The organism is Streptomyces sp. NPDC050743 (genome assembly GCF_044456925.1).
In the GTDB taxonomy this organism is placed as follows: domain Bacteria; phylum Actinomycetota; class Actinomycetes; order Streptomycetales; family Streptomycetaceae; genus Streptomyces.
Map to the genome: position 1 here is coordinate 24,607 of NZ_JBITGJ010000055.1, position 20,719 is coordinate 45,325.

The following is a 20,719-nucleotide window of genomic DNA, read 5'->3' on the forward strand; positions in this document are numbered from 1 at the left end:
ACGTCTTGAACATCATCTGGAGAGGTACGACATGACCGCACAGCTCGGCGGCACCCTCACCCCGGCCGACGGCCTGACCCTGACCCGCGTCGGCTACGGCGCCATGCAGCTGGCCGGGCCGCACGTCTTCGGTCCGCCGAAGGACCGTGACCGGGCGGTGGCGGTGCTCCGTGCGGTGGTCGAGGCGGGCATCACGCACATTGACACCGCCGACTTCTACGGGCCCGTGGTCGTCAACGAGCTCATCCGGGAGGCGCTGCACCCCTACCCCGAGGAACTGCACATCGTCACCAAGGTCGGCGCCCGCCGGGGAGCCGACGGCAGCTGGATCCTGTCCCGGCACCCGGAGGACCTCAAGGCGCAGGTGTACGACAACCTGCGGAACCTGGGCGTGGAGTCGCTGGACGTCGTCAATCTGCGGGTCGGTGACGTGGACACCCCGAACGACGACTCCCTGGCCGAGCAGTTCGGCGCGCTGGCCGAGCTGCGGGAGCGGGGGCTGATCCGGCACCTGGGGCTGAGCACGGTGACCGCGGCGCAGCTGGACGAGGCGCTGGCGATCGCGCCCGTGGTGACCGTGCAGAACCTGTACAACCTGGCCAACCGGCAGGACGACGCCCTGGTGGAGCGCACGGCGGCCGGGAACATCGCCTTCGTGCCGTACTTCCCGCTCGGTGGTTTCAGCCCGCTGCAGTCCGAGACGCTGGCGAAGGTCGCCACCCGGCTGGGGTCCTCGCCGCAGCAGGTGGCGCTGGCCTGGCTGCTGCGCCGGTCGCCGAACATCGCGCTGATCCCCGGGACCTCCTCGCCCGAGCACCTGCGGGAGAACATCGCCGCCGCGTCCCTGGTGCTGCCGGACGGCGCGGTAGCCGAGCTGGACGGCATCGCGGGCTGACCGGCGCGCTCGGGGGTACTCGGGGGCCGTGAGGCGGACGTACGGAAGGAGCCGCAGGTGGCAGCGGAGGACCGGCTGCGGACGTACCGCGGCAAGCGCGACTTCGAGCGGACCCGCGAGCCGTCGGGGCGGGAGCCCCGGGCCGGCGGTGACGAGCCGCATTTCGTGGTGCAGATCCACGACGCCAGCCGGATGCACTTCGACTTCCGGCTCCAGGTCGACAATGTCCTGAAGTCGTGGTCGATCCCGAAGGGCCCGTCCACGGATCCCGGGGACAAGCGGATGGCCGTGCCCACCGAGGACCATCCGCTGGAGTACGAGGACTTCGAGGGAGTGATCCCGAAGGGCGAGTACGGCGGCGGGGCCGTGATCGTCTGGGACAACGGCACGTACGAGCCGCTCAGCCACGACCGCAAGGGGCGGCCGGTGGACTTCGCTGAGTCGCTGGAGCGCGGGCACGCCACCTTCCGGCTGCACGGCAGCAAACTGCGCGGCGAGTACGCCCTGACCCGCTTTCGGGGCGAGCAGGGTGAAAAGGAGGCCTGGCTGCTGGTGCGTAAGGGCCCGGCGCGGTCGGCCGGGCACGGCACCCCGGATCCCCGGCGGGCCCGGTCGGTGCGCAGCGGACGCACCCTCGCGCAGGTCGCGGCCGACGGCGAGGAGTGAGGGGCGGTGCCGGGGCTGCTGGAGGCGCTGCCGGCCGAGCGCCGGGAACTGCTGCGCCCGGCCGGGCCGGGCGCGGAGCTCGCGGCGGCCCCGATGCTGGCCACGCTCAGCGACCGGCGGGACTTCGGCGAGGGCTGGCTGTTCGAGCGGAAGCTGGACGGTGTCCGCCTGCTGGCGGTGCGCGAGGACGGCCGGGTGCGGCTGCTGTCACGCACGGGTCAGCGGCTGGACGACACCTATCCCGAGATCGTGGCGGCGCTCGAGGCGCAGGAGTGCACCGACTTCACGGTGGACGGCGAGGTCGTCGCGTTCAGCGGCGGCCGTACCGACTTCGCGCGGCTGCAACGGAGGATGGGGCTGACCCGGCGCCGGGACATCGAGGCGTCCGGGGTCGCGGTGACGTACTACCTCTTCGACCTGCTGCGCCTGGAGGGCGCCGACACCCGGCAACTCCCCTTGCGCGTCCGCAAGTCGCTGCTGCGGCGGGCGCTGTCCTTTCGCGCGCCGCTGCGGCTGACCCCGCATCGCAACGCGGGCGGCACCGAGTTGCTGGCCGATGCCTGCGCCCGGGGCTGGGAGGGGCTGATCGCCAAGCGGGCCGAGGGGCCGTACCGGACGCGCCGGTCCCCGGACTGGCTGAAGCTGAAGTGCGCGCGAGGGCAGGAGTTCGTGGTCGGCGGCTTCACCGAACCGGCGGGCAGCCGCGTCGGGTTGGGGGCGCTGCTGCTCGGCTTCTACGACGGTGACCGGCTGCGGTACGCCGGGAAGGTCGGCACCGGATTCGACCGGCGCACCCTGCTGGATCTGCGCGGGCGGCTGGACGGGCTGCGCCGGGACGCCTCGCCCTTCAGCGGTGCCGTCCGCGAGGCCCGCGCCCGCTGGGTGCGGCCGGAGCTGGTCGCGCAGATCGCCTTCACCGAGTGGACCCGGGATGGGATGCTGCGGCATCCCCGCTTCCTGGGGCTGCGCGAGGACAAACGGCCACGGGACGTGGTCCGCGAGGGCGCGGCGGCCTGACACCCGCGGTCACGTACGCATACGGATCGCCGGGTTCCGCTCCCAACCCGCCTGCGGTGCCCTTATGTTCACGGCGACACCCCGCTCGCCTCCCGAAAGGGTCTCGCATGCGTACCGCCCTCCGCGCCGCCGTCACCGGCGCGCTGACCGTCGCCACCGTTCTGACCTGCGGCACCGCGCAGGCGACCCCGCCGGGGCCGGGTGTGACGGCCCGGATCATCAGCCAGACCACCATCGGCGACACCGACTACACCCTGCGGGAGATCACCGTCCCGCCCGGCCAGAGCACCGGCTGGCACTACCACGACGGCCCGCTGTACGGCGTGGTGAAGCAGGGCACCCTCAGCCACTTCGACTCCGGCTGCGCCTCGGACGGCGTGTACCGCAGGGGTGCGACGATCCAGGAGCCGGCCGGTGCGGACCATGTCCACATCGGGCGGAACCTCGGTGACACCCCGCTCGTGCTCGATGTGCTGTACGTGCTGCCGCACGGCGCCCCCTTCTCGGAGGACGCACCGAACCCGGGCTGCCCGTTCCAGTGATCGGTGCCGGGGCGGACGGTCAGGTGAAGGGCAGCGCCTGCTCGGCCCAGATCGTCTTGCCCCGGCCCGTCTGCCGGCTGCCCCAGCGCTGGGTGAGTTGCGCGACCAGCAGCAGTCCGCGGCCGCCCTCGTCGTAGACGTGCGCCCGGCGCAGGTGCGGTGAGGTGGAACTGGCGTCGGAGACCTCGCAGATGAGCGCGCGGTCGCGGATCAGCCGGAGCTGGATGGGCGGTTCGCCGTAGCGGATGGCGTTGGTGACGAGTTCGCTGACGACGAGTTCGGTGACGAAGGCGGCCTCGTCCAGTCCCCAGGCGGCGAGCCGTTCGCCGGCGGCCTGCCGGAGGACGGCGACCTGGGCGGGGTCGGACGGGACATCCCAGGTGGCGACCCGGTCGGCGCCGAGGGCGCGGGTGCGCACCAGCAGCAGGGCGACGTCGTCGCCGGGCTGGTCGGGCAGGACGGCCTTGAGGACGTCGTCGCACAGGGTCTCCAGGGAGCCGGCGCGTACGCTGAGGGCCCGGCGCAGCTCCTCGGTGGCTCCGTCGACGTCCCGGTCGCGGTCCTCGACCAGGCCGTCGGTGTAGAGCGCGACGACGGAGCCCTCGGGCAGTTCCAGCTCCGTCGCCTCGAACGGCAGCCCGCCGACGCCGAGGGGCGGTCCGGCGCTCATGGGGATGGCCTGGGCGGTGCTGCCCGGCAGGACGACGGCCGGGGCCGGGTGGCCGGCGGCGGCCAGGCCGAGCCGCCGGGAGACGGGGTCGTACACGGCGTACAGGCAGGTGGCGCCCAGTTCGGCGATCTCCTCGCGGCAGTCCTCGGCGGCGAGGTGGGTGACCAGGTCGTCGAGGTGGGTGAGGAGTTCGTCGGGCGGCAGGTCGACGTCGGCGAGGGTGCGGACGGCCGTCCGCAGCCGGCCCATGGTGGCCGAGGACTTGATGCCGTGGCCGACCACGTCACCCACGACCAGGCCGACCCGGCCGCCGGAGAGCGGGATGACGTCGAACCAGTCGCCGCCGATGCCGGCCAGCGATCCGCACGGCAGATACCGGTGGGCCACCTCGACGGCCGCCTGCCGGGGCAGGCCGCTCGGCAGCAGGCTGTGCTGCAGGGCGAGGGCGGTGCTGCGTTCGCGGGCGAAGCGGCGGGCGTTGTCGATGCAGACGGCGGCGCGGCTGCCGAGTTCCTCGGCGAAGACGGCGTCGTCTGGGCCGTAGTCCTCGGGGTGGGCCATGCGGACGCAGACCGCGACGCCCAGGGTGGTGCCGCGGGCCCGCAGGGGCACCGCGATCAGGGAGTGGGCGCCCTGCCGGTACGCACGGCCTTCGGGTGAGCGCGCGTTGCGCTCGGCCAGCCACTTGACGAACTCGGGCTCACCGGCCTGGCTGAGCACGGCCCGGCCCTCGCGCAGGGCACGGGTGGGCGGGGAGTCCGGCGCATAGACGTCGGTCTCGCCGATGGGGACGGCCGCGCCGGGGTCGCCCTCGCGGGTGGAGCCGTGGGCGATGCGGTGCAGGACCACACCGCCGCCGGGGACCATCGGCGGCTCGTCCGCGCCGAGCACCCAGTCGAGCAGGTCGACGCTGGCGAAGTCGGCGTAGCCCGGGACCAGGACGTCGATCAGTTCCTCAGCGGTGCGCACCACGTCCAGGGTGGTGCCGATGCGGGTCGACGCCTCGTTCAGCAGGGCCAGGCGGCGCCTGGCCCAGTACTGCTCGCTGCTGTCGAAGGTCGCCATGGCGACCCCGGTCAGCTCACCGGAGCCGGCGCGCAGCGGCCACATCTCGATGCTCCAGAGATGTTCCCGGTTCAGTGCGGGGGCGCCGGCCACGCTCTCGTAGCGAACCGGCCGGCCGGTCTCGACGACTTCCCGGAGGTGGCGCAGGAAGCCCACGTTGTATTCGGCTTCCTCCACGGTGTCCAGGAAGAACCGGCCCGTGAGCGCGGACTCGGGGACGCCCATCACCTTGCAGGCGGCCTCGTTGAGCCGCAGATAGCGCTGCTCCAGGTCGAACACCGACATGGACATGGAGGCCTGCTCGAAGGCCTCGCCGGCCAGGGTGCTGCCGGGCGGGCAGGCGGTGACGACGAATCCGGTGGGCTCTCCGTCGGCTCCGGCGACGGGGCAGGCGGTGAGGGCCACCTCGACGCGGTGGCCCTCACGGTGGCGCAGCGCGACGGTGCCGGCCCGCGCGGCGAGTGCGTCGTCCGGGAGGTCCCCGGCGAGCAGTCCGGCCGCGGGCCGGCCCACGACGTCTTCGGCCGGGTGGCCCGTGAGCCGCCGCGCGCCCTCGCTCCACCCGGTCACCGTACCCAGGGCGTCGATGATCGCCACGGCGGCGCCATGCTTCATATGCCCAAGCATGTTCTGATTGGTCCGCCTCATCAAGCGCGCGGATGTTCCCGTGCGCCGCGCGGGGCGGGCGCCGTTCAGCCCCGGTGGGCGCGCAGGGCGGCGAGAGCCCGGTCGGCGTGGGTGTTCATGCGCAGTTCGCTGCGGATGACCTCCAGCACCGTACGGTCCTCGGCGATCACGAAGGTGACGCGTTTGGTGGGGGCGAGGGAGAAGCCGCGCTTGACGCCGAACCGCTCGCGGACCGCGCCGTCGACGTCGGAGAGCAGCGGCATGCCGAGGCCATGCCGTCCGGTGAACTCCTGCTGCTTGTCGACGGTGTCGCCGCTGATGCCGACGGGCCGGGCGCCGACGGCGGCGAACTCGGCGGCCAGGTCGCGGAAGTGGCAGGCCTCGGCCGTGCAGCCGGGGGTGAGCGCGGCCGGGTAGAAGAAGAGGACCACCGGCCCGTCGGCCAGCAGCTCGGTGAGCCGGCGGGTGGTGCCGGTCTCGTCGGGCAGGGCGAAGTCCTCGGCCTTGCCCCCGACCTCGATGCGTTCCGTCATGACCGTCCCTCTCCGTTCCGGGCGACTCCACGGGCCCACAGCACCAGCGGCAGCTGCAGCGGCAGCCGCGCGAGGGCGGCCGTGCGCAGCGGCGCGGGCCGGTGCCGCCAGTCCACGGCCATCTGCACGTTCGCCGGGAACACCCCGACGAAGAAGGCCGCGGCCGCCTTCGCGGCGACCGCGCGTGTCCGGGGTGCGGCGATCCCGGCCGCCAGCGCGAGCTCCACAGCGCCGCTGCCGTACGTCCATGCCCGGGGCGAGCCCGGCAGCGCACGCGGTACGAGCGCGTCGAAGGGGCGCGGCGTGGCGAAGTGGGCGACCCCGGCCGTGGCCAGCAGGCCGGCGAGCAGCAGGGGTGAGCGTTCGGACCGGGACACGGTTTCTCCTCTGATGGCCTGCCGCCGGATATTACTGGACGGTACGCGCGAGGGTGGCCCGTTGCCGCAGGACGTCGGAGGTCACGCCGTGGCGACGGTGTCGTCCGCCTCCCGGCCGGAGTCCTCGTCGGTCGTGTACGCGAGGAAGTCGTCGACCATGCGGTGGAAGAGGGCAGCCATCTGCCGCAGGTCCTCGGGCCGCCAGTCGGCGAGGGCGAGCTGCATGCCCCGGGCCCCGGCCTCGCGGACCCGCTCGACGGCGTCGCGGCCCGCGTCGGTCAGCCGGATCCGCTGGGCGCGCCGGTCGACGGGGTCGGGGACGCGTGTGACGTACCCGGCCTTCTGCAGTTGCTGCACGGTCCGCGTCACATGGGAGGCCTCCACGCCCAGGCGCTGTGCCAGCTCCCCCGGGCGCAGCGGCTCGGAGTCGGCGATCTGCCGCAGCAGGGCCACCGCGGCCCGGTCCAGCGGCACCCCCGCCAGCGCCATCAGCCGCTCGTGCTGCCGGGCCCGGCTGCCGAGGTAGGTGATGCGCGTCAGGGCGCGCTCTATCTCGGTGACCTCGGGGGACGCGACGGGCAGGTCGGACAGCGATTCCGTGGGCATACCCGCCAGTTTAGCAGCTCGTTGCGTAAGTCAAGTAAGTTCCAGCCCGCCTCTCGGTTCCCTCGGCGGCCGGCCGTCCGCGGGACATGGCCGCCTGACGTACGGCCGCGTGTCGTACGGGCCGCACCGCGGCAGGAGCGTGCTGGAATCGGCGAGTCCGCCCGCCTCAGGAACACCGGAGGAATGCCATGGCCTTCGCCGTCGTCGCCCAGTACCAGTGCGCCCCCGCCGACGCCGACACCGTGCGTGCCGCGCTGCGGAAGATGCGCGAACTGGTCTCGTCGGAGCCCGCGAACCTCGCCTACGAGGCACATGAGGTCGTCGACCGACCGGGGGCGTTCGTGCTGTACGAGCGCTACACGGACCGCGCCGGCTTCGAGGCGCACAAGGAGACGGACCACTTCGCGGAGCTGATCCGGGGAACGGTGTTCCCGCTGCTGAAGGAGCGGACCATCACCTTCGCCGAGACGCTCTGACCGCCGCGGATGCGCGCGCCCGCCGGGACACGTCACCCGGACGTGCACGGAGACGGCCGGGCACGGCGGGACGCCTCCGCGCCGCGGACCGGGCGGGCCCGCGTGCGCCGCGGGCGCCCGTCCCGCTGGACGTCCCGGCCGTCCCCGGGGACGGCCGGAACGGCATTCCGGCGGCCCGTCACGGAAACCCTGGCTGGCGTGATCACTGCTCGTGGTCACGAGAACGACAGCCGGAGGCTTCCATGATCCGACGGACCCTCAAAAGCGGAATCCTGGCCACAGCGGCGGTGCTCGCGTTCCTGCCCACGGCGGCCGGTGCCACCACGGCGAGCGCCGCCGCACCGCGCCCGGTCCCCCGAGCCGCCACCCAGCACCACGCCCACCTCGCCCAGCACCGCACCGGCCGAGTGCACCGGATGCGCCGCCTCACGGCCCGGCGAGCGGCGTACCGCTTCATGCAGCGGACCCCGGCCCACCGTCTCGCCGCGCACGCCGCCCCGTACCGTCTCGCCGCGCGCACCGCCCGCAGTACCAGCTCGCGGCGCCGCCCTCGACGTACCGTCGTCTCCTGCCCGTCACCGGCCGCGTCGCCACCCGCCACGCCCCGCTCAACGTCCGCTCCGGCCCGGGTACCGGCTACCGGATCGTCGGCCATCGCAGCACGGGCCCCCACCTGATGCTCGTCTGCAGGACACGCGGCACCGCGGTGCACGGCAACCGCACCTGGTACCGGCTGCGGCACCACGCAGGCTATGTCTCGGCCCGCTACGTGCGCACCCACCGCCCCCTCCCCTGGTGCTGACGGCACGTCACCGCGACACCACCCAGCCGCCGAAGGCCCGTTCGACGACCCCCGAACGGGCCTTCGGTACGCCCACACCTCACCTTGCTCCTACCTCACCGCGTGTTCCAGTCGCCGTCCTCACGGGAAGCCATTCCGACAACAGGGGCGAAACCGCCCATATCGGAACGGGAGTCGAGGACGCACGATGCGGCACCCCCAAGCGCCGACCACGCCGGACGAGGCACTGGTGGTGGGACTGCGCGAGCTGAAGGACCGTACGGGGCTGAGCCTGGCGGCATTGGCCGCGCGCACCCCGTACAGCAAGTCCGCGTGGCACCGCTATCTGTCCGGCGGCACACCGCCGCCGAGGCCGGCCGTGGAGGCGCTCTGCCGGATCGCCGAAGCCGATCCCGAGGCCGTGCTGGCGCTGTGGGACGCGGCCGACATCACCCAGCCCGCCGTCGTGCCGGAGCAGCACGGTCGAAAGCGGTGGTTCGGGCGGCTCCCCTCGTGGCTTGCGCTGTCAGTGTCCGCGCTGTTCGGCACGGTGACGGCGGTGGCCGCCGCCGTCACCTTCTCCGGGCGGCCGGGTACCGCTCCCGCCGCGCAGACCCTGCCGGATGTGCACCGCTGTCACGGCCGGTCCTGTCAGAGCCAGTTGCCCGACGCCTCGGTGTGCGCCCGGGACGCGCGGACCACGAGCACGGTCACCGGTCCCGCTTACACCGTGCGGCTGCGCTGGTCACCGGCCTGCGGGACCGCCTGGTCCGAGGTGCGGCCCCGGTCGCCCAGGGCCCATGAGGTGTCGGTGCGCGCGGGTCAGGACTTGAAGGCTCCCCTCCCTGAAGGGAGGCGATTCCTCGCCCTCCAGGGCTGAGCGGGGATTTACGGCTCAGGCCGCCACCGGAGCCGGCGGCTCGGGTGGTCTTACGCCCTCGGCACCGTCCGGGTTCCAACCTGCCCGGACCAGCATCACGCGGGCGGAGTTCTTGTCCCTGGGGGACACGGCTCCGCACACGGTGCAGGCATACGTTCTCATCGACAGAGGCAGTGCGTGCTTGGTTCTCGCTTCGCACTTGGCACAGTCCATCGTGGTGTGCGCCGGGTGCACGAGACGGACGTCCCGTGCGTGTTTGCGGCCCATCTCGCACAGGGCACGCTTCGTCGCGGCGATGGCGGCATCGGCCGCCTTGCGGGCCATGGTGGTCTTCGCCAGGAACCTCGGCCTGAAGTCCTCCACCGCAACCCCGTCGTGGCCGCGCATCACGGACTTGGCCCACTTGCGGGCCGTGTCCTCCCGCTGCCTCGCGATCTTCTTGTGCAGCTTCGCCGCCTGTGCCTGGGCCTTCCGGTAGCCGGCGGATGCGGGCTGTCCCTTCGGACGGCGCCGCCGGGCCATCATCCGCTGATACCTCGCCAGCCGCTGCGCGGCCCGCCTGCCGTGCTCGGCATGCGGCAGATCGTAGGCGTCGTCGGTGGTGGTGGCGGTCTCCGTCACACCCCAGTCCACCCCGAGGACGCGGCCGGTCTCAGAGAGCGGCTGAACCTGAGCCGGGACGACGAAGGACGCATACCAGTGGCCAAGGCTGTCCTGGTACACCCGCACACTCGACGGATCGGCCGGAAGATCCCGTGACCACACCACCCTCAGCACGATCCCGCCGGCAAGGTGCAGGCGGTCGTCCTTGAGGCGGAAACCGCGCCTGGTGTAGTTGAGGCTGGGCCGCGCCTGCCGCTTCTTCTTGAAGCGGGGCATCTGGGCCCGGCGGTGCGTCGGAAGCCGGTCCTTGATGTCCTTCAAGGCCTTGGCACGGGACGTGGCGAAGTCGCGTATCACCTGCTGCTGCGGCACCGACGCGCCCTCAGCCAGCCATGGCGTCACCCCGCGTGCCTCGGTCAGCATCTTGTCCAACTGCCCCGGACCACAGGTCACCTTCTCGCCCGTCGCCCGGCTCTGCGCGTGGGCCTGCCGGGACTTCGCGACGCACTCATTCCAGATCCACCGGCAGCGCGCCCACTCCGCTTCGAGTGCGCGCCGCGCGGTAGCCGACAGGCGCACACGGAAGGTGTACCGGGCATGCCCGGTCTCCTTCGTGGTCGCCTCTGTCGTCATGCATCCGAACCTACCCGAGGGCACTGACAGTTGAGAGTTCTTGATCATGGTGGGCGGCATCACCGCTGTGCGGGGTGGACGTCGGATCGCCCTGACGGCGATCCGGCTATCCCTGCCCTGCTCCGCAGGAGTCCGATTCCTCCCCGGCCTGACGGCCGGGGCATCCTCGGAGGAACCCGGTGACCTTCTCGCCGCGCGCCGCGGCCAGGGCGATGGCGCCACCCGCGCGCCACACGAAGTCCCCGGCGTGCGCGGTGACGACGAGGGTCGAACGGGGTGGTGGGGCAGGCGCGTTGGGGTGGGTCATGGCGGAGTTCTCCCTTGTCGGTCCCGGTGCGCCGCAGACATGCGTCTCTGCGGCGCCCGCGCCTCGGTGGACAGGTGCGCGCCCGGCCCGCGTCCCGCGCGCTCAGTCCTGGAGCGCCTCGATCACGCTGGCGAGGTGGGCGCGGGCGGCCGCTTCGGCCGCCTGCGGATCCCTGGCCCTGATCGCCTCGATCATCGCCAGGTGCTCGCTCAGGGATTGGTGCGGACGCCCGGGCCGGAGCGCCAGCTGGAAGCGGTGGCGGACCAGTTGGGCGTTCAGCCGCTCCAGCAGCTCGACCGCGGTCCGCTGCCCGGAGATGGCCCGGATCCGGTCGTGGAGCTGGTGGTTGAGGTCGGAGTACGTCACCGGCTCGCCGTCGGCGACGGCCTTCTCCATCGCCGCGCCGAGGTCGGCCAGCTCGGTGAGCTGCCCGTCACTGGCCGCGACGGCGGCCTTGGCCGCGCACAGTCCCTCCAGGACCATGCGGCACTCCGTGATGGCGACCGCTTCCTCCACGGTCACCACTCGCACCCGCGAACCGCGGTTGCGGATCCTCTCGACCAGTCCCTGCGCCTCCAGATCGATCAACGCCGCGCGGATGCTGGCCCGCGTCACACCGAACTGCTCGGCGAGTTCGTTCTCCACCAGCCGCTGGGCCGGTGCCATCTCGCCGTGCAGGATCGCCTGCCGCAGCTGCGCGAGCGCATGCTGTTTGGCCTGCTCTCCGGTGGTCGGACGGGCTTCCTTCGGCATCGTGCTCTCCCTGAGTGAGTGCCTGTCGAACCTAAATCTAGCCAGACGATATTGTCAACAATTTTGTTCGCGCTTCTCGGTCCCCTCCCTCCGGCCCCTCAGCTCGTGCGGTACAGCTCGCTGAGCAGTTCGAGGACCGCCTGGAGGGCCGGGTGCGGGTCGTCGCGCCACCAGGCGAGCCGTACGGCGACGGGCTCGGCGTCCCGGACCGGCCGGTAGACGACGCCGGGTCGCGGGTACTGGTTGGCGGTCGACTCCGCGGTGACGCCGATGCCGCGTCCGGCGGCGATGACGGTGAGCCAGTCGTCGACGTCGTGCGTCTCCTCGACGGCGGGGCGGGAGTCCGGCGGCCACAGCTCGGGGGTGGTGGTGCCGGTGCGCCGGTCCACCCAGAGGGTGCGGCCGGTGAGTTCGCCGAGCCGTACGGACCTGCGGCGGGCCAGCGGATCGTCGGCGGCCAGCGCGCACAGGCGCCGCTCCAGGCCCACGATGGCGGTGTCGAACCGCCGGTCCCGCAGCGGTCGGCGCACCACCGCGAGGTCGCAGGCGCTTTCGGCGAGTCCGGCGGACGCCGTGTTGACGCGGACGAGATGCAGATCGATCCCGGGGTGGGCGGCGCTCCAGCGCCGCTGGAAGGCGACGGTGTGTCGGCCGACGCCCGACCATGCGTAGCCGATCCGCAGCCGGGTGTGCCCCGAGGTGGCCTCCTTGACGAGGGTGTCGACGTCCGCCAGCACCCGCCGGGCCTGCGCTACCACCCGCAGCCCGGTCGCCGTCGGGGTCACCTCACGCGAGGTTCGCCGCAACAGCCGTACACCCAGGGCTCGTTCGAGCCCGGCCAGGGTGCGGGAGACGGCCGCCTGGGACACCCCGAGGGCGATCGCCGCGTCGGTGAAGGTGCCCTCGTCGACGATGGCGACGAGGCAGCGCAGCTGCCGTAGCTCGACCTCATCCATACGCTCAGCGTATAGATGGCGAGACGCATGCATTTTGCGCAAGCACCCGACGGGCGGACGCTCCTCCCATGCGACGCGCTCTCGGACACCCCGCCGCGACGGCACCACCCCTGGTCCACAACCCCGCGCCGGGGCGGCTGGCCGGCGTTGCGGCCATGTTCGGCAGCGGCCTGTCGAACCAGACCGGCGCGGCGATCGGCGCGCTGGCCTTCCCGGTCCTCGGTCCGCTCGGCGTGGTGGCGGTGCGCCAGTACGTCGCCGCGCTGGTCCTGGTGGCCGTCGGCCGGCCGCGCCTGCGCGACTTCACCCGGCGGCAGTGGTGGCCGGTGCTGCTGCTCGCCGGGGTCTTCGGCACTATGAACCTGACCCTCTACAGCGCGATCGACCGGATCGGCCTGGGGCTGGCGGTGACCCTGGAGTTCCTGGGCCCGCTCGGCATCGCGCTGGCCGCCTCGCGCCGCCGGCTGGACGCCGCGTGCGCGGCACTGGCCGGGACCGGCGTCGTGGTGCTCATGCGCCCTCAGCCGTCCACCGACTACCTGGGCATGGGCCTGGGGCTGGTGGCCGCCTGCTGCTGGGCCTCGTACATCCTGCTCAACCGGATCGTCGGGCGGCGCCTCCCGGGGGCCCAGGGGCCGGCCGCGGCCGCGTGCGTGTCGGCGCTGACCTTCCTGCCGATCGGGATCGTCCTCGCCGTACGGCACCCGCCGACGGCCGGGGCCCTGCTGTGCGCGGTGGCGGCGGGTGTGCTGTCGTCCGCCGTGCCGTACCTCGCCGATCTGCTCACGCTTCGCAAGGTGCCGGCCCAGACCTTCGGCCTCTTCATGAGCGTCAATCCGGTGCTGGCCGCGGTGGTCGGCTGGGTGGTGCTGGGACAGAGTCTGGGAGTGCCGGAGTGGGCGGGGATCGGTGCGGTGGTGGCCGCGAACGCGGTGAGCATCGCGAGCACGCAGCGCTGAGGACGACCGACCCGGCCGCCCCGTCCTCCGGGGCGGCCGGGCGCGCTGATCCACGCCCATGTGCCGCACGTCGTCCACGCCGCCGCCGCCGACGGATGGCGCGGCATCAAGCGGATTCCGGAGGTGGGCGGCGCGATCGCGGTCCGCTGGGCGCGGCGCGAGGACCCGCTGGAGGGGCCGTTGCGGCCGCTGCCACGGTTCGGCGGGCTGCTCATGCGGCCGCGGGAGGTGCGGTACGGACCGCAGCGGTCGCCGGAGAGCGCGGACGCGTCGCTCACCAGGCGGGGCGGCGAGGCCGGCCTTGCATTGCCTTGCCCGGGTCAGGCGTCCGGGCGCAGGCTGGTCCTATGGGTGCTCAGGACGGCCCCACGCTCATCACGTCCGTGCAGCGGGCCTTCCGGCTGCTGGAGGCGGTGAGCGCGCACGAGAACGGCGCGCCGGCGAAACAACTGGCACGCGAGACGGGGCTGCCGCTGGCCACCGCCTACCACCTGCTGCGCACTCTCGTGCACGACGGATACGTGCGAAAGCTGGACGACGGCGGCTTCATCCTGGGCGACAGGCTGAACTCCCTGCACACGGCGGGCCGCACGCAGACGCTGCTCAGCCGCGTGCGCCCGACGCTGGCCGCCCTGCGGGACGAGCTGTCCAGCCCCGCCTACCTCACGTTCTACGAGGAGGGCGAGATCAGGGTGGCCGAGATCGTGGACAGCCCCCGTATGCCCCGGGTGGATCTCTGGGTGGGATTCGAGGACGCCGGACACGCCACCGCGCTGGGCAAGTCCGTGCTGCGCGAGCTGGACGAGGACGCCCGCAAGGACTACCTGTCCAGGCATCAGCTCGCCGAACTCACGCCGCGCACGATCACCAGTCTTCCGGAGCTGCTCCGCAGGATCGAGGCGCCCCCCTTGGCGCCGGCCGTCACGGACTTGGAGGAGTACGCGCTCGGCACCGTGTGCGTCGCCGTTCCCGTCTACCGCGGGTGCACGCCCGGATCGCTCGGCGTCTCCCTGCCGGCGGAGCGGCGGGCCCGGCTCCAGGAGATCCGGGCACGACTCCTGCCGATCGCGAGCCGGGTGACCAGGAGCCTCTCACTCACTATCTGAAATTCCGCTCCTTGTGGCTGCCTCGCCCAGCCCGGTTTTCTTGATGAAACGGACATTCCGGGCGTGTGCCCCGTACCGACGAGGACTGCTGACCAACCATGAGCCAGACCGGACACCATGACGGCGACCGTGCGCCGATGCGGCTGTTCAGGAACCGAGTGGCCGGCGCCCGGAAAGCGGTCCGCCGGCGCGCGGCCGGGCAGCCGGCCGCCGGGCCGCACGTGCTTGCGGTGCTGCCCGTGCTGGTCGTCGCCGTCGTCGCTCTCATCGGCGCCGCCCTGGGCGGCGGGCTGATCTGGCTGCCGCTGCTGGCGACCGGACCCGCGCTGGCGGCCGCCACCAACGAGCCGCGCGGTGTGCTGGGGGTCGGTCTCCTCGCCATGGCGACGGGTGCGGCGCTGGGCATCGGGTACGGGGTGCCTGCCGGCGAACTCGCGGCCGTGCTCGCCGCCCTGCTGGCCGTCACCGGGGCGAGCGGCCTGGCCGGTGCGCTGCGCGGCCGTCGTGAACGGGTCCTCGCGGCCGTCCGCTCGGTCGCCGAGGCCGCCCAGCACGCCCTGCTCCAGCCGGTCCCGGACACCGTCGGCCCGTTCCAGGTGGCCGTCCGCTACAGCGCCGCGGCGGCCGAGGCGCGGATCGGCGGGGACCTCTACGCCCTGGTGGCCACGCCCCACGGGATCAGGCTGATCGTCGGCGACGTGCGCGGCAAGGGCCTGCCCGCCGTGGGAACCGCCGCCCTCGTGCTCGGGGTGTTCCGCGAAGCCGCCCATGACGAGCCCGACCTGCTCGCCGTCGTCGCGAGGATCGAGCGGAGCCTGGCACGCAACCTTGGTCCGGACGACTTCGTGACCGCCGTGGTCGCCGGATACCCCCGGTCGGGAGACCTGGAGATCGTCAACTGCGGACATGCTCCGCCGCTTCTGGTGTCCGCCTCCGGAGAGGTCGGGGCGGTGGAGTCCGATCATCCCGCTCCGCCCCTCGGGCTGCGGGCCCTCTCGGGCCAGGTTCCCCGCCTGCAGCGGCTGCCCTTCGCGGTGGGCGACCAGTTGCTGCTCTACACCGACGGGGTCACAGAGGCCCGGGACCACGCGCGTGCCTTCTATCCGCTGGCCGAAGGGGTGGCCCGCCATGTGTGCGACGAGCCGGCGCGCACCCTGACCGCGCTCCACGACGAACTGCTGGCACATGTGGGCGGCCGGCTGCACGACGACGCCGCCCTGCTCCTGCTCAAGAAGACGACCGAGGACGAGCCGGCGTACGTGCCGTCATGGTGCGAGGCCGCGCTGTAGGTCGTCCGCTCCAGGCCGGCCGGCTAGGGCGCGACGAGCTCGGCCCACCGGGTGACTCCGCCGAGGTGGGTGCGTATGCCGTGGCGGGTCGCCAGGGCGTGGACGATCGCCTCGCCCCTGCCGTGCTCGTCGGGGTCGATCCCGTCGAGCGCCCCACCCGCCGCAAGGGCCGGTCCCGCGTCGCTGACCTCGATGCGCAGGGTGCGGCCGCCGGCGCCCTGCACCCACGACAGCCGCAGCACGGCCGGGGGCCGGGCGTGCACGATCGCGTTGGTGACGAGCTCCGACACCATGAGCAGCGCGTCCTCGACGAGGCGCGGACACACGCTCCAGTCCGCGAGGACCGCCGCCGCACGGCGGCGTACGGCCGAGACGGCGCCGGCGGCGGGCGGCACCGGACACACGTGTTCGCCTGCCGCCTGAAGCAGCGTCTTGAGCTGTGCCGCCATGTTCTCTCCCGGTGGTGTACGACCGGTCCAGCGCCGCCATTTCGGCGTGTTCCGGGCTGGCAAGCACGTTATGGAGACAAATCGGGCCGGTCAATGAATGGGGGTCGGCATTACCGAACGCCCCCGCTCCCCCGCCCCACGGGCAGGGCGTTCGCGCGGGTAATAGGCTCAATTCATGGCCGGCCCAGTCCAGTCCATCGAACGGGCGGCGGCGATTCTGCGTCTGCTCGCCGGCGGTCCCCGCCGACTCGGCCTCGGCGAGGTGGCGGCCTCGCTCGGACTGGCGAAGGGCACCGCCCACGGCATTCTGCGCACGCTCCAGCACGTGGACTTCGTGGAGCAGGACGCGGCGACCGGGAAGTACCAGCTCGGAGCCGCCCTGCTGCACCTCGGCACCAGCTACCTCGACGTCAACGAGCTGCGCTCACGCTCGCTCAACTGGGCCGACGCCCTGGCCGCCCGCAGTGGGGAGGCGGTACGCCTGGGGACGCCGCTGGAGGGCAGCGTCCTCGTCGTCCACCACGTCTTCCGGCCGGACGACACCTTCCAGACCCTGGACGTGGGCGCGCTGCTGCCCCTGCACGCCTCCTCGCTCGGCAAGGTGCTGCTGGCGTACGGGACCGCGAGTGTCGAGCCGGGCCAAGGGCGGGGGCTGGAGGCGTACACCCGGCACACCCTGGTCGATCCCCAGCAGCTGGCCCGGGCGCTCGCGGAGGTGAGGGAGGTCGGGTGGGCGGCCGAGACACAGGAAATGACCATGGGCGAGGCGGGACTCGCCGCGCCGATCCGCGGGCACGGCGGCCTCGTCGTCGGCGCCATCGGGCTGTCCGGGCCGGTCGAGCGGATCTGCGACAGCCAGGGCCACCCCCGCCCGAGTCTGATCACGCTGATCCGGGAAGCCGCACGGGTGATCTCCAGGGACCTGGGGGCCGCCCGCTGGTAGGACAGCCGCCCATCGATCCGTCGGAAGGCAGACCCGATCATGGCCGAACGGTATGTAATGTCCATCGATCAGGGCACCAACTCGACCCGATGCATCCTGTTCGACCACCGCGGGCGGCTGGTCTCGGTCGCACAGAAGGAACACCAGCAGCACTTCCCCCGGCCCGGCTGGGTCGAGCACGACGCCATGGAGATCTGGCAGAACCTGCGGCACATCGTGCCCGAGGCGCTGTCCGACACCGGCGTCGGCAAGGAGCAGGTCGTCGCCATCGGCCTGGCCAACCAGCGCGAGACCACGGTGCTCTGGGACCGGCGGACGGGCGTCCCCCTGGGCCGGGCGATCGTCTGGCAGGACACCCGCACGGCTCCGCTCGTCGACGACCTCATGCAGCGCCCCGGGGAGGGGTTCTTCCTCAAGCGGTGCGCTCTGCCGCCCTCGACCTACTTCTCCGCGCTGCGGATCCGGTGGCTGTTCGACCACGTCAAGGGGGTCGAACAGCGCGCCAAAGACGGCGAGGTGCTGTTCGGCACGATGGAGAGCTGGCTGATCTGGAATCTCACCGGCGGCGCCGACAGCGGCCTGCACATCACCGACGCCACCAACGCCAGCCGCACCATGCTGATGAACATCCGCACGCTCACCTGGGACGACGAGCTGCTGGCCTTCTTCGGGGTGCCCCGCGCGATGCTGCCCGAGATCCGGTCCTCCGCGCAGACGTACGGCGAAGCCCGCTCGCTGCTGCCCGGGGTCTCCATCACGGCCGCCCTCGGCGACCAGCAGGCCGCCCTCTTCGGCCAGACCTGCTTCTCCCCCGGCGAGGCCAAGTGCACCTACGGCACGGGCAGCTTCCTGCTGCTCAACACCGGCACCGAGCTGGTGCGGTCCCGGCACGGGCTCCTCACGACCGTCGCGTACAAGATCGGGGACCAGCAGCCGGCCTACGCCCTGGAAGGGTCGATAGCCGTCACCGGCGCGCTCGTCCAGTGGTTCCGTGACCGGCTGGGCCTGATCAGCAGCGCCCCGGAGATCGAGACGCTCGCGCGGACGGTCGAGGACAACGGCGGCTGCTACATCGTGCCCGCGTTCTCGGGTCTGTTCGCGCCCCGCTGGCGCAGCGACGCACGCGGGGTCATCGTCGGCCTCACCTCGTACATCACCAAGGGGCACCTGGCACGTGCCGTGCTGGAAGCCACCGGATGGCAGACCCGGGAGGTCGTCGACGCCATGAACGCCGACTCCTCGGTCTCCCTTCGGCAGCTCAAGGTGGACGGGGGCATGACCGCGGACAACCTGCTCATGCAGTTCCTGGCCGATGTGCTCGACGTGCCCGTGGTACGGCCCATGGTCGCCGAGACGGTCTCCCTGGGCGCCGCCTACGCGGCCGGGCTCGCCGCCGGCTACTGGCCCGATCTGGAGGTGCTGCGCCGCAACTGGCACCGGGCCGCCCAGTGGCTGCCCGACATGGACCCCGAACTGCGGGAGACGGAGTACGACAACTGGCAGCGGGCCGTCGAACGGTCACTGGGCTGGGTCAGGCCGCCACGCTCCCCCTGATACGGCCCCGCCAGGGCGCCGAAAGCACCGGACTGCCGTAGCGCGCAATCACTTGCTTGACTCAAGTAAGCCGAATATGGTTGCCTAACTCAAGCAAGCCGTAGGCTCGCCCGGGTGGCCACGAGCGGAGGCCACCCCGTGCGCCGCCTCCCGTGGGGACGGGGGGCGGCGCCGCCCCCGGACCGGACGCCGGGCAACTCCCCCCGCCCGGCCCCGGTCCGGGGCACTCCCCGAGCCGGCCCGCCCCGACCTGTCGAAAGCGAGTCACCCCATGGCCACCATGAAGTCCGTACAGACCGGCGCCGCGGGGCGGATCGCGGTGGTGGACGTCGAGCGCCCCGAGCCCGGGCCGAAGGACGTGCTCGTCAAGATCCGCGCCTGTCGCATCTGCGGCACCGATCTCACCTTCCTGCACATGGGCGGCATGCCGGCCCGCGCCCATCTGGGCGGCGAGCTGGTCCCGGTGGCCCTGGGGTACGAGCCGGCCGGGGAGATCGCCGAGGTCGGCGCGGAGGTCACGGGCCTGAAGGCCGGGGACCGGGTGGTCGTCAACCCGCAGGACGCGCCCACCGGGATCATCGGCTGCGGCGGCAGACACGGCGGCATGAGCGAGTACCTGCTGATCGAGAACGCCGTCGTGGGGCGCTGCGTGGCGGTGTTCCCCGACTCCGTGCCCTTCGACGTGGCCTCGCTCAACGAGCCGATGGCGGTCGCCCTGCACTGCGTCAACCGGTCCGAAGCACGGCCGTCGGAGAAGGTGGTGGTGTTCGGTGCCGGGCCCATCGGGCTCGGTGCCACGATCTGGCTGAAGCTGCGGGGTGTGCGGCACGTGGTCGTGGTGGACGTGCTGCCGGACCGGCTGGAGAAGGCCCTCGCCGTCGGCGCGGACGCGGTGATCGACTCGCGCACGCAGGACGTGGCCGCCCGGCTGACCGAACTGCACGGGCAGAGCGCCAACGCGCTCGGCCAGCCCCGCCCGGCCACCGACGTCTACATCGACGCCGCCGGTGCCGCGGCCGTCTTCGACACCGTGGTCGGCGCGGCCAGGTGGGGTGCGCGGCTGGTCATGGTGGCCGTACAGAAGAAGGGTTCGGAGATCGACATCGGCGGGATGCTGCGCAGCGAGCTCACCCTCATCGCGTCACAGGGGTATCCCACCGAGATCTTCGAGGTGACGCCTCAGCTGGCCGAGCACCACGAGCGCTTCGCGCAGTTGATCAGCCACCGGGTGCCGTTCGCCGAGGCGGACCGGGCCTTCGGGCTGGCGCTGACGCCGGGGGCGGCGGAGAAGGTCGTGGTGACCTTCGATGCGTGAAGCCCGGGGCTCAGCGAGCAGGCCCGACCGGGGCCAGCCACAGCCCCAGGATGGCGTCCGTGAGGCCCGTGGCCGCCGCCGACCAGGTGGCTCGCGGGGTCGGGGCGCCCTCGGCGAGGGAGCGTTCCCGCTCGGCGCAGGTGTGCAGGATCAGCAGGCGGACCATCTGGCCCCGTTCGGCGCGGACCTCGGGCGGCAGTTCCGGAAGGGTGCGGTTCAGCCCCTCGATCGCCTGTCGCAGCGCCGGCGAGGCCATGGACTCCTCGACCATGATCTCGTGCAGCGCCGGGTCGGTCATGACCTGGGCGCAGAACCTGGCGTACCAGGTCGGACCGCCGAGCCCGGCCAGATGCTCGGTCACCGGACGCACCAGGCAGTCGACCCAGTCGCGTACGTCGCAGGAGTCGGCGGCCGCGGCGAGGGCCCGCTCCCTGAGCACCTCGATGCGCTCGGCGTGCCGGCGGGCCACCGCGCGGACCAGGTCGGCCTTGGTGCCGAAGTGGTAGCCGACCGCCGCGTTGTTGCCCTGGCCGGCGGCCTCGCTGACCTGGCGGTTGGAGACGGCGTACACGCCGTGTTCGGCGAACAGCCGTTCCGCGGCGGTCAGGATGGCCTCCCGCGTCGCGCTCACCTGCTCCGCCCGCGCCGTCCTGCGCGCCATGCCCACCACCGCTCCGGGACTGTGCACCACCCCGGGGCGGCCGGTCCCGCGCGACC

Annotated in this window: 22 protein-coding genes and 1 pseudogene; 13 read left to right on the forward strand and 10 right to left on the reverse strand. The window is 72.7% G+C overall.

Going from position 1 to position 20,719, the window contains the following annotated elements; all coding sequences use genetic code 11:
* Positions 1 to 31 precede the first annotated feature (31 nt).
* The 4 genes from ACIBJF_RS35550 (at position 32) to ACIBJF_RS35565 (ending at position 3,120) form a co-directional block, all read left to right on the forward strand.
* Positions 32 to 895 (forward strand): oxidoreductase, encoded by an 864-nt coding sequence (locus ACIBJF_RS35550; protein WP_399180065.1) that lies wholly within the window; start codon positions 32 to 34, stop codon positions 893 to 895.
* 57 nt (positions 896 to 952) lie between these two features.
* On the forward strand, positions 953 to 1,561 hold the full coding sequence (locus ACIBJF_RS35555) for a DNA polymerase ligase N-terminal domain-containing protein (protein ID WP_399180066.1): 609 nt from the start codon (positions 953 to 955) through the stop codon (positions 1,559 to 1,561).
* Positions 1,562 to 1,567: 6 nt separating this feature from the next.
* The gene (gene ligD, locus ACIBJF_RS35560) at positions 1,568 to 2,578 is read left to right on the forward strand and encodes a non-homologous end-joining DNA ligase (RefSeq protein ID WP_399180068.1); all 1,011 of its coding nucleotides are present in this window, start codon (positions 1,568 to 1,570) and stop codon (positions 2,576 to 2,578) included.
* Positions 2,579 to 2,685: 107 nt separating this feature from the next.
* Positions 2,686 to 3,120, forward strand: coding sequence for a cupin domain-containing protein (locus ACIBJF_RS35565; RefSeq protein ID WP_399180070.1), 435 nt, complete (start codon positions 2,686 to 2,688; stop codon positions 3,118 to 3,120).
* Between the two features lie 19 nt (positions 3,121 to 3,139).
* Here ACIBJF_RS35565 and ACIBJF_RS35570 read toward each other — a convergent pair whose 3' ends face one another.
* The 4 genes from ACIBJF_RS35570 to ACIBJF_RS35585 all read right to left on the reverse strand — a co-directional run bounded on the left by ACIBJF_RS35570 (position 3,140) and on the right by ACIBJF_RS35585 (position 6,998).
* Complete coding sequence (locus ACIBJF_RS35570) at positions 3,140 to 5,470, reverse strand: SpoIIE family protein phosphatase (RefSeq protein WP_399180071.1); 2,331 nt, start codon at positions 5,468 to 5,470, stop codon at positions 3,140 to 3,142.
* Positions 5,471 to 5,547: 77 nt separating this feature from the next.
* Entirely contained in the window at positions 5,548 to 6,015 is a 468-nt protein-coding gene (locus tag ACIBJF_RS35575) for a peroxiredoxin (protein ID WP_399180073.1), read from the reverse strand.
* The gene (locus ACIBJF_RS35580) at positions 6,012 to 6,392 is read right to left on the reverse strand and encodes a hypothetical protein (protein WP_399180075.1); all 381 of its coding nucleotides are present in this window, start codon (positions 6,390 to 6,392) and stop codon (positions 6,012 to 6,014) included. Before ACIBJF_RS35580 ends, ACIBJF_RS35575 begins: the two co-directional genes overlap by 4 nt.
* 81 nt (positions 6,393 to 6,473) lie before the next feature.
* A complete protein-coding gene (locus tag ACIBJF_RS35585) occupies positions 6,474 to 6,998 on the reverse strand; it encodes a MarR family winged helix-turn-helix transcriptional regulator (RefSeq protein ID WP_399180077.1) in 525 nt (174 codons plus the stop codon).
* A gap of 188 nt (positions 6,999 to 7,186) precedes the next feature.
* On the opposite strand from ACIBJF_RS35585, the gene ACIBJF_RS35590 reads away from it, so the two are divergent.
* The 3 genes from ACIBJF_RS35590 to ACIBJF_RS35600 all read left to right on the forward strand — a co-directional run bounded on the left by ACIBJF_RS35590 (position 7,187) and on the right by ACIBJF_RS35600 (position 9,135).
* On the forward strand, positions 7,187 to 7,474 hold the full coding sequence (locus tag ACIBJF_RS35590) for a putative quinol monooxygenase (protein WP_399180079.1): 288 nt from the start codon (positions 7,187 to 7,189) through the stop codon (positions 7,472 to 7,474).
* Between the two features lie 242 nt (positions 7,475 to 7,716).
* Positions 7,717 to 8,151 carry a hypothetical protein gene (locus ACIBJF_RS35595; RefSeq protein WP_399180081.1) on the forward strand — a complete coding sequence of 145 codons (435 nt, stop codon included), beginning with the start codon at positions 7,717 to 7,719 and terminating at the stop codon, positions 8,149 to 8,151.
* 312 nt (positions 8,152 to 8,463) lie between these two features.
* Positions 8,464 to 9,135, forward strand: coding sequence for a helix-turn-helix domain-containing protein (locus ACIBJF_RS35600; protein ID WP_399180082.1), 672 nt, complete (start codon positions 8,464 to 8,466; stop codon positions 9,133 to 9,135).
* A gap of 15 nt (positions 9,136 to 9,150) precedes the next feature.
* On the opposite strand, the gene ACIBJF_RS35605 is transcribed toward ACIBJF_RS35600, so the two are convergent.
* From ACIBJF_RS35605 to ACIBJF_RS35620, 4 genes and pseudogenes are all read right to left on the reverse strand, one after another.
* Complete coding sequence (locus ACIBJF_RS35605; RefSeq protein WP_399180084.1) at positions 9,151 to 10,371, reverse strand: RNA-guided endonuclease InsQ/TnpB family protein; 1,221 nt, start codon at positions 10,369 to 10,371, stop codon at positions 9,151 to 9,153.
* Positions 10,372 to 10,549: 178 nt separating this feature from the next.
* Positions 10,550 to 10,678, reverse strand: a pseudogene (locus tag ACIBJF_RS35610) (PIG-L family deacetylase); the annotation flags it as partial.
* A gap of 102 nt (positions 10,679 to 10,780) precedes the next feature.
* Positions 10,781 to 11,431, reverse strand: a complete 651-nt coding sequence (locus ACIBJF_RS35615; RefSeq protein ID WP_399180086.1) for a GntR family transcriptional regulator — start codon at positions 11,429 to 11,431, stop codon at positions 10,781 to 10,783.
* 98 nt (positions 11,432 to 11,529) lie between these two features.
* Positions 11,530 to 12,387, reverse strand: a complete 858-nt coding sequence (locus ACIBJF_RS35620) for a LysR family transcriptional regulator (RefSeq protein ID WP_399180088.1) — start codon at positions 12,385 to 12,387, stop codon at positions 11,530 to 11,532.
* 155 nt (positions 12,388 to 12,542) lie between these two features.
* Here ACIBJF_RS35620 and ACIBJF_RS35625 point away from each other — a divergent pair, with 155 nt between their 5' ends.
* The 3 genes from ACIBJF_RS35625 to ACIBJF_RS35635 all read left to right on the forward strand — a co-directional run bounded on the left by ACIBJF_RS35625 (position 12,543) and on the right by ACIBJF_RS35635 (position 15,741).
* Complete coding sequence (locus ACIBJF_RS35625; RefSeq protein ID WP_399180129.1) at positions 12,543 to 13,346, forward strand: EamA family transporter; 804 nt, start codon at positions 12,543 to 12,545, stop codon at positions 13,344 to 13,346.
* A gap of 347 nt (positions 13,347 to 13,693) precedes the next feature.
* Positions 13,694 to 14,452 (forward strand): IclR family transcriptional regulator, encoded by a 759-nt coding sequence (locus ACIBJF_RS35630; protein WP_399180089.1) that lies wholly within the window; start codon positions 13,694 to 13,696, stop codon positions 14,450 to 14,452.
* A 98-nt stretch (positions 14,453 to 14,550) separates the two neighbouring features.
* Positions 14,551 to 15,741: a PP2C family protein-serine/threonine phosphatase gene (locus ACIBJF_RS35635; protein WP_399180091.1), complete on the forward strand. Its 1,191-nt coding sequence runs from the start codon at positions 14,551 to 14,553 to the stop codon at positions 15,739 to 15,741.
* A 23-nt stretch (positions 15,742 to 15,764) separates the two neighbouring features.
* Here the strand turns inward: ACIBJF_RS35635 and ACIBJF_RS35640 are convergent, their stop codons facing one another.
* Entirely contained in the window at positions 15,765 to 16,190 is a 426-nt protein-coding gene (locus tag ACIBJF_RS35640) for an ATP-binding protein (RefSeq protein WP_399180093.1), read from the reverse strand.
* A 175-nt stretch (positions 16,191 to 16,365) separates the two neighbouring features.
* Between ACIBJF_RS35640 and ACIBJF_RS35645 the strand changes: the two genes are divergently transcribed.
* The 3 genes from ACIBJF_RS35645 (at position 16,366) to ACIBJF_RS35655 (ending at position 20,002) form a co-directional block, all read left to right on the forward strand.
* Complete coding sequence (locus ACIBJF_RS35645; protein ID WP_399180095.1) at positions 16,366 to 17,133, forward strand: IclR family transcriptional regulator; 768 nt, start codon at positions 16,366 to 16,368, stop codon at positions 17,131 to 17,133.
* A 39-nt stretch (positions 17,134 to 17,172) separates the two neighbouring features.
* Positions 17,173 to 18,687: a glycerol kinase GlpK gene (gene glpK, locus ACIBJF_RS35650; protein ID WP_399180097.1), complete on the forward strand. Its 1,515-nt coding sequence runs from the start codon at positions 17,173 to 17,175 to the stop codon at positions 18,685 to 18,687.
* Between the two features lie 271 nt (positions 18,688 to 18,958).
* The gene (locus tag ACIBJF_RS35655; protein WP_399180099.1) at positions 18,959 to 20,002 is read left to right on the forward strand and encodes a zinc-binding dehydrogenase; all 1,044 of its coding nucleotides are present in this window, start codon (positions 18,959 to 18,961) and stop codon (positions 20,000 to 20,002) included.
* Positions 20,003 to 20,012: 10 nt separating this feature from the next.
* On the opposite strand, the gene ACIBJF_RS35660 is transcribed toward ACIBJF_RS35655, so the two are convergent.
* Positions 20,013 to 20,663, reverse strand: coding sequence for a TetR/AcrR family transcriptional regulator (locus ACIBJF_RS35660; RefSeq protein WP_399180101.1), 651 nt, complete (start codon positions 20,661 to 20,663; stop codon positions 20,013 to 20,015).
* Positions 20,664 to 20,719: the final 56 nt, after the last annotated feature.

Coding starts and splice junctions, on each gene's coding strand:
- ACIBJF_RS35620 (WP_399180088.1), bottom strand. CDS start 12,387: ATGGATGAGGTCGAGCTACGGCAGCTGCGCTGCCTCGTCGCCATCGTC.
- ACIBJF_RS35595 (WP_399180081.1), top strand. CDS start 7,717: ATGATCCGACGGACCCTCAAAAGCGGAATCCTGGCCACAGCGGCGGTG.
- ACIBJF_RS35625 (WP_399180129.1), top strand. CDS start 12,543: ATGTTCGGCAGCGGCCTGTCGAACCAGACCGGCGCGGCGATCGGCGCG.
- ACIBJF_RS35600 (WP_399180082.1), top strand. CDS start 8,464: ATGCGGCACCCCCAAGCGCCGACCACGCCGGACGAGGCACTGGTGGTG.
- ACIBJF_RS35635 (WP_399180091.1), top strand. CDS start 14,551: ATGAGCCAGACCGGACACCATGACGGCGACCGTGCGCCGATGCGGCTG.
- ACIBJF_RS35585 (WP_399180077.1), bottom strand. CDS start 6,998: ATGCCCACGGAATCGCTGTCCGACCTGCCCGTCGCGTCCCCCGAGGTC.
- ACIBJF_RS35590 (WP_399180079.1), top strand. CDS start 7,187: ATGGCCTTCGCCGTCGTCGCCCAGTACCAGTGCGCCCCCGCCGACGCC.
- ACIBJF_RS35570 (WP_399180071.1), bottom strand. CDS start 5,470: ATGAAGCATGGCGCCGCCGTGGCGATCATCGACGCCCTGGGTACGGTG.
- ACIBJF_RS35550 (WP_399180065.1), top strand. CDS start 32: ATGACCGCACAGCTCGGCGGCACCCTCACCCCGGCCGACGGCCTGACC.
- ACIBJF_RS35660 (WP_399180101.1), bottom strand. CDS start 20,663: ATGGCGCGCAGGACGGCGCGGGCGGAGCAGGTGAGCGCGACGCGGGAG.
- glpK (WP_399180097.1), top strand. CDS start 17,173: ATGGCCGAACGGTATGTAATGTCCATCGATCAGGGCACCAACTCGACC.
- ACIBJF_RS35605 (WP_399180084.1), bottom strand. CDS start 10,371: ATGACGACAGAGGCGACCACGAAGGAGACCGGGCATGCCCGGTACACC.
- ACIBJF_RS35640 (WP_399180093.1), bottom strand. CDS start 16,190: ATGGCGGCACAGCTCAAGACGCTGCTTCAGGCGGCAGGCGAACACGTG.
- ACIBJF_RS35655 (WP_399180099.1), top strand. CDS start 18,959: ATGGCCACCATGAAGTCCGTACAGACCGGCGCCGCGGGGCGGATCGCG.
- ACIBJF_RS35645 (WP_399180095.1), top strand. CDS start 16,366: ATGGCCGGCCCAGTCCAGTCCATCGAACGGGCGGCGGCGATTCTGCGT.
- ACIBJF_RS35630 (WP_399180089.1), top strand. CDS start 13,694: ATGGGTGCTCAGGACGGCCCCACGCTCATCACGTCCGTGCAGCGGGCC.
- ACIBJF_RS35575 (WP_399180073.1), bottom strand. CDS start 6,015: ATGACGGAACGCATCGAGGTCGGGGGCAAGGCCGAGGACTTCGCCCTG.
- ACIBJF_RS35615 (WP_399180086.1), bottom strand. CDS start 11,431: ATGCCGAAGGAAGCCCGTCCGACCACCGGAGAGCAGGCCAAACAGCAT.
- ACIBJF_RS35565 (WP_399180070.1), top strand. CDS start 2,686: ATGCGTACCGCCCTCCGCGCCGCCGTCACCGGCGCGCTGACCGTCGCC.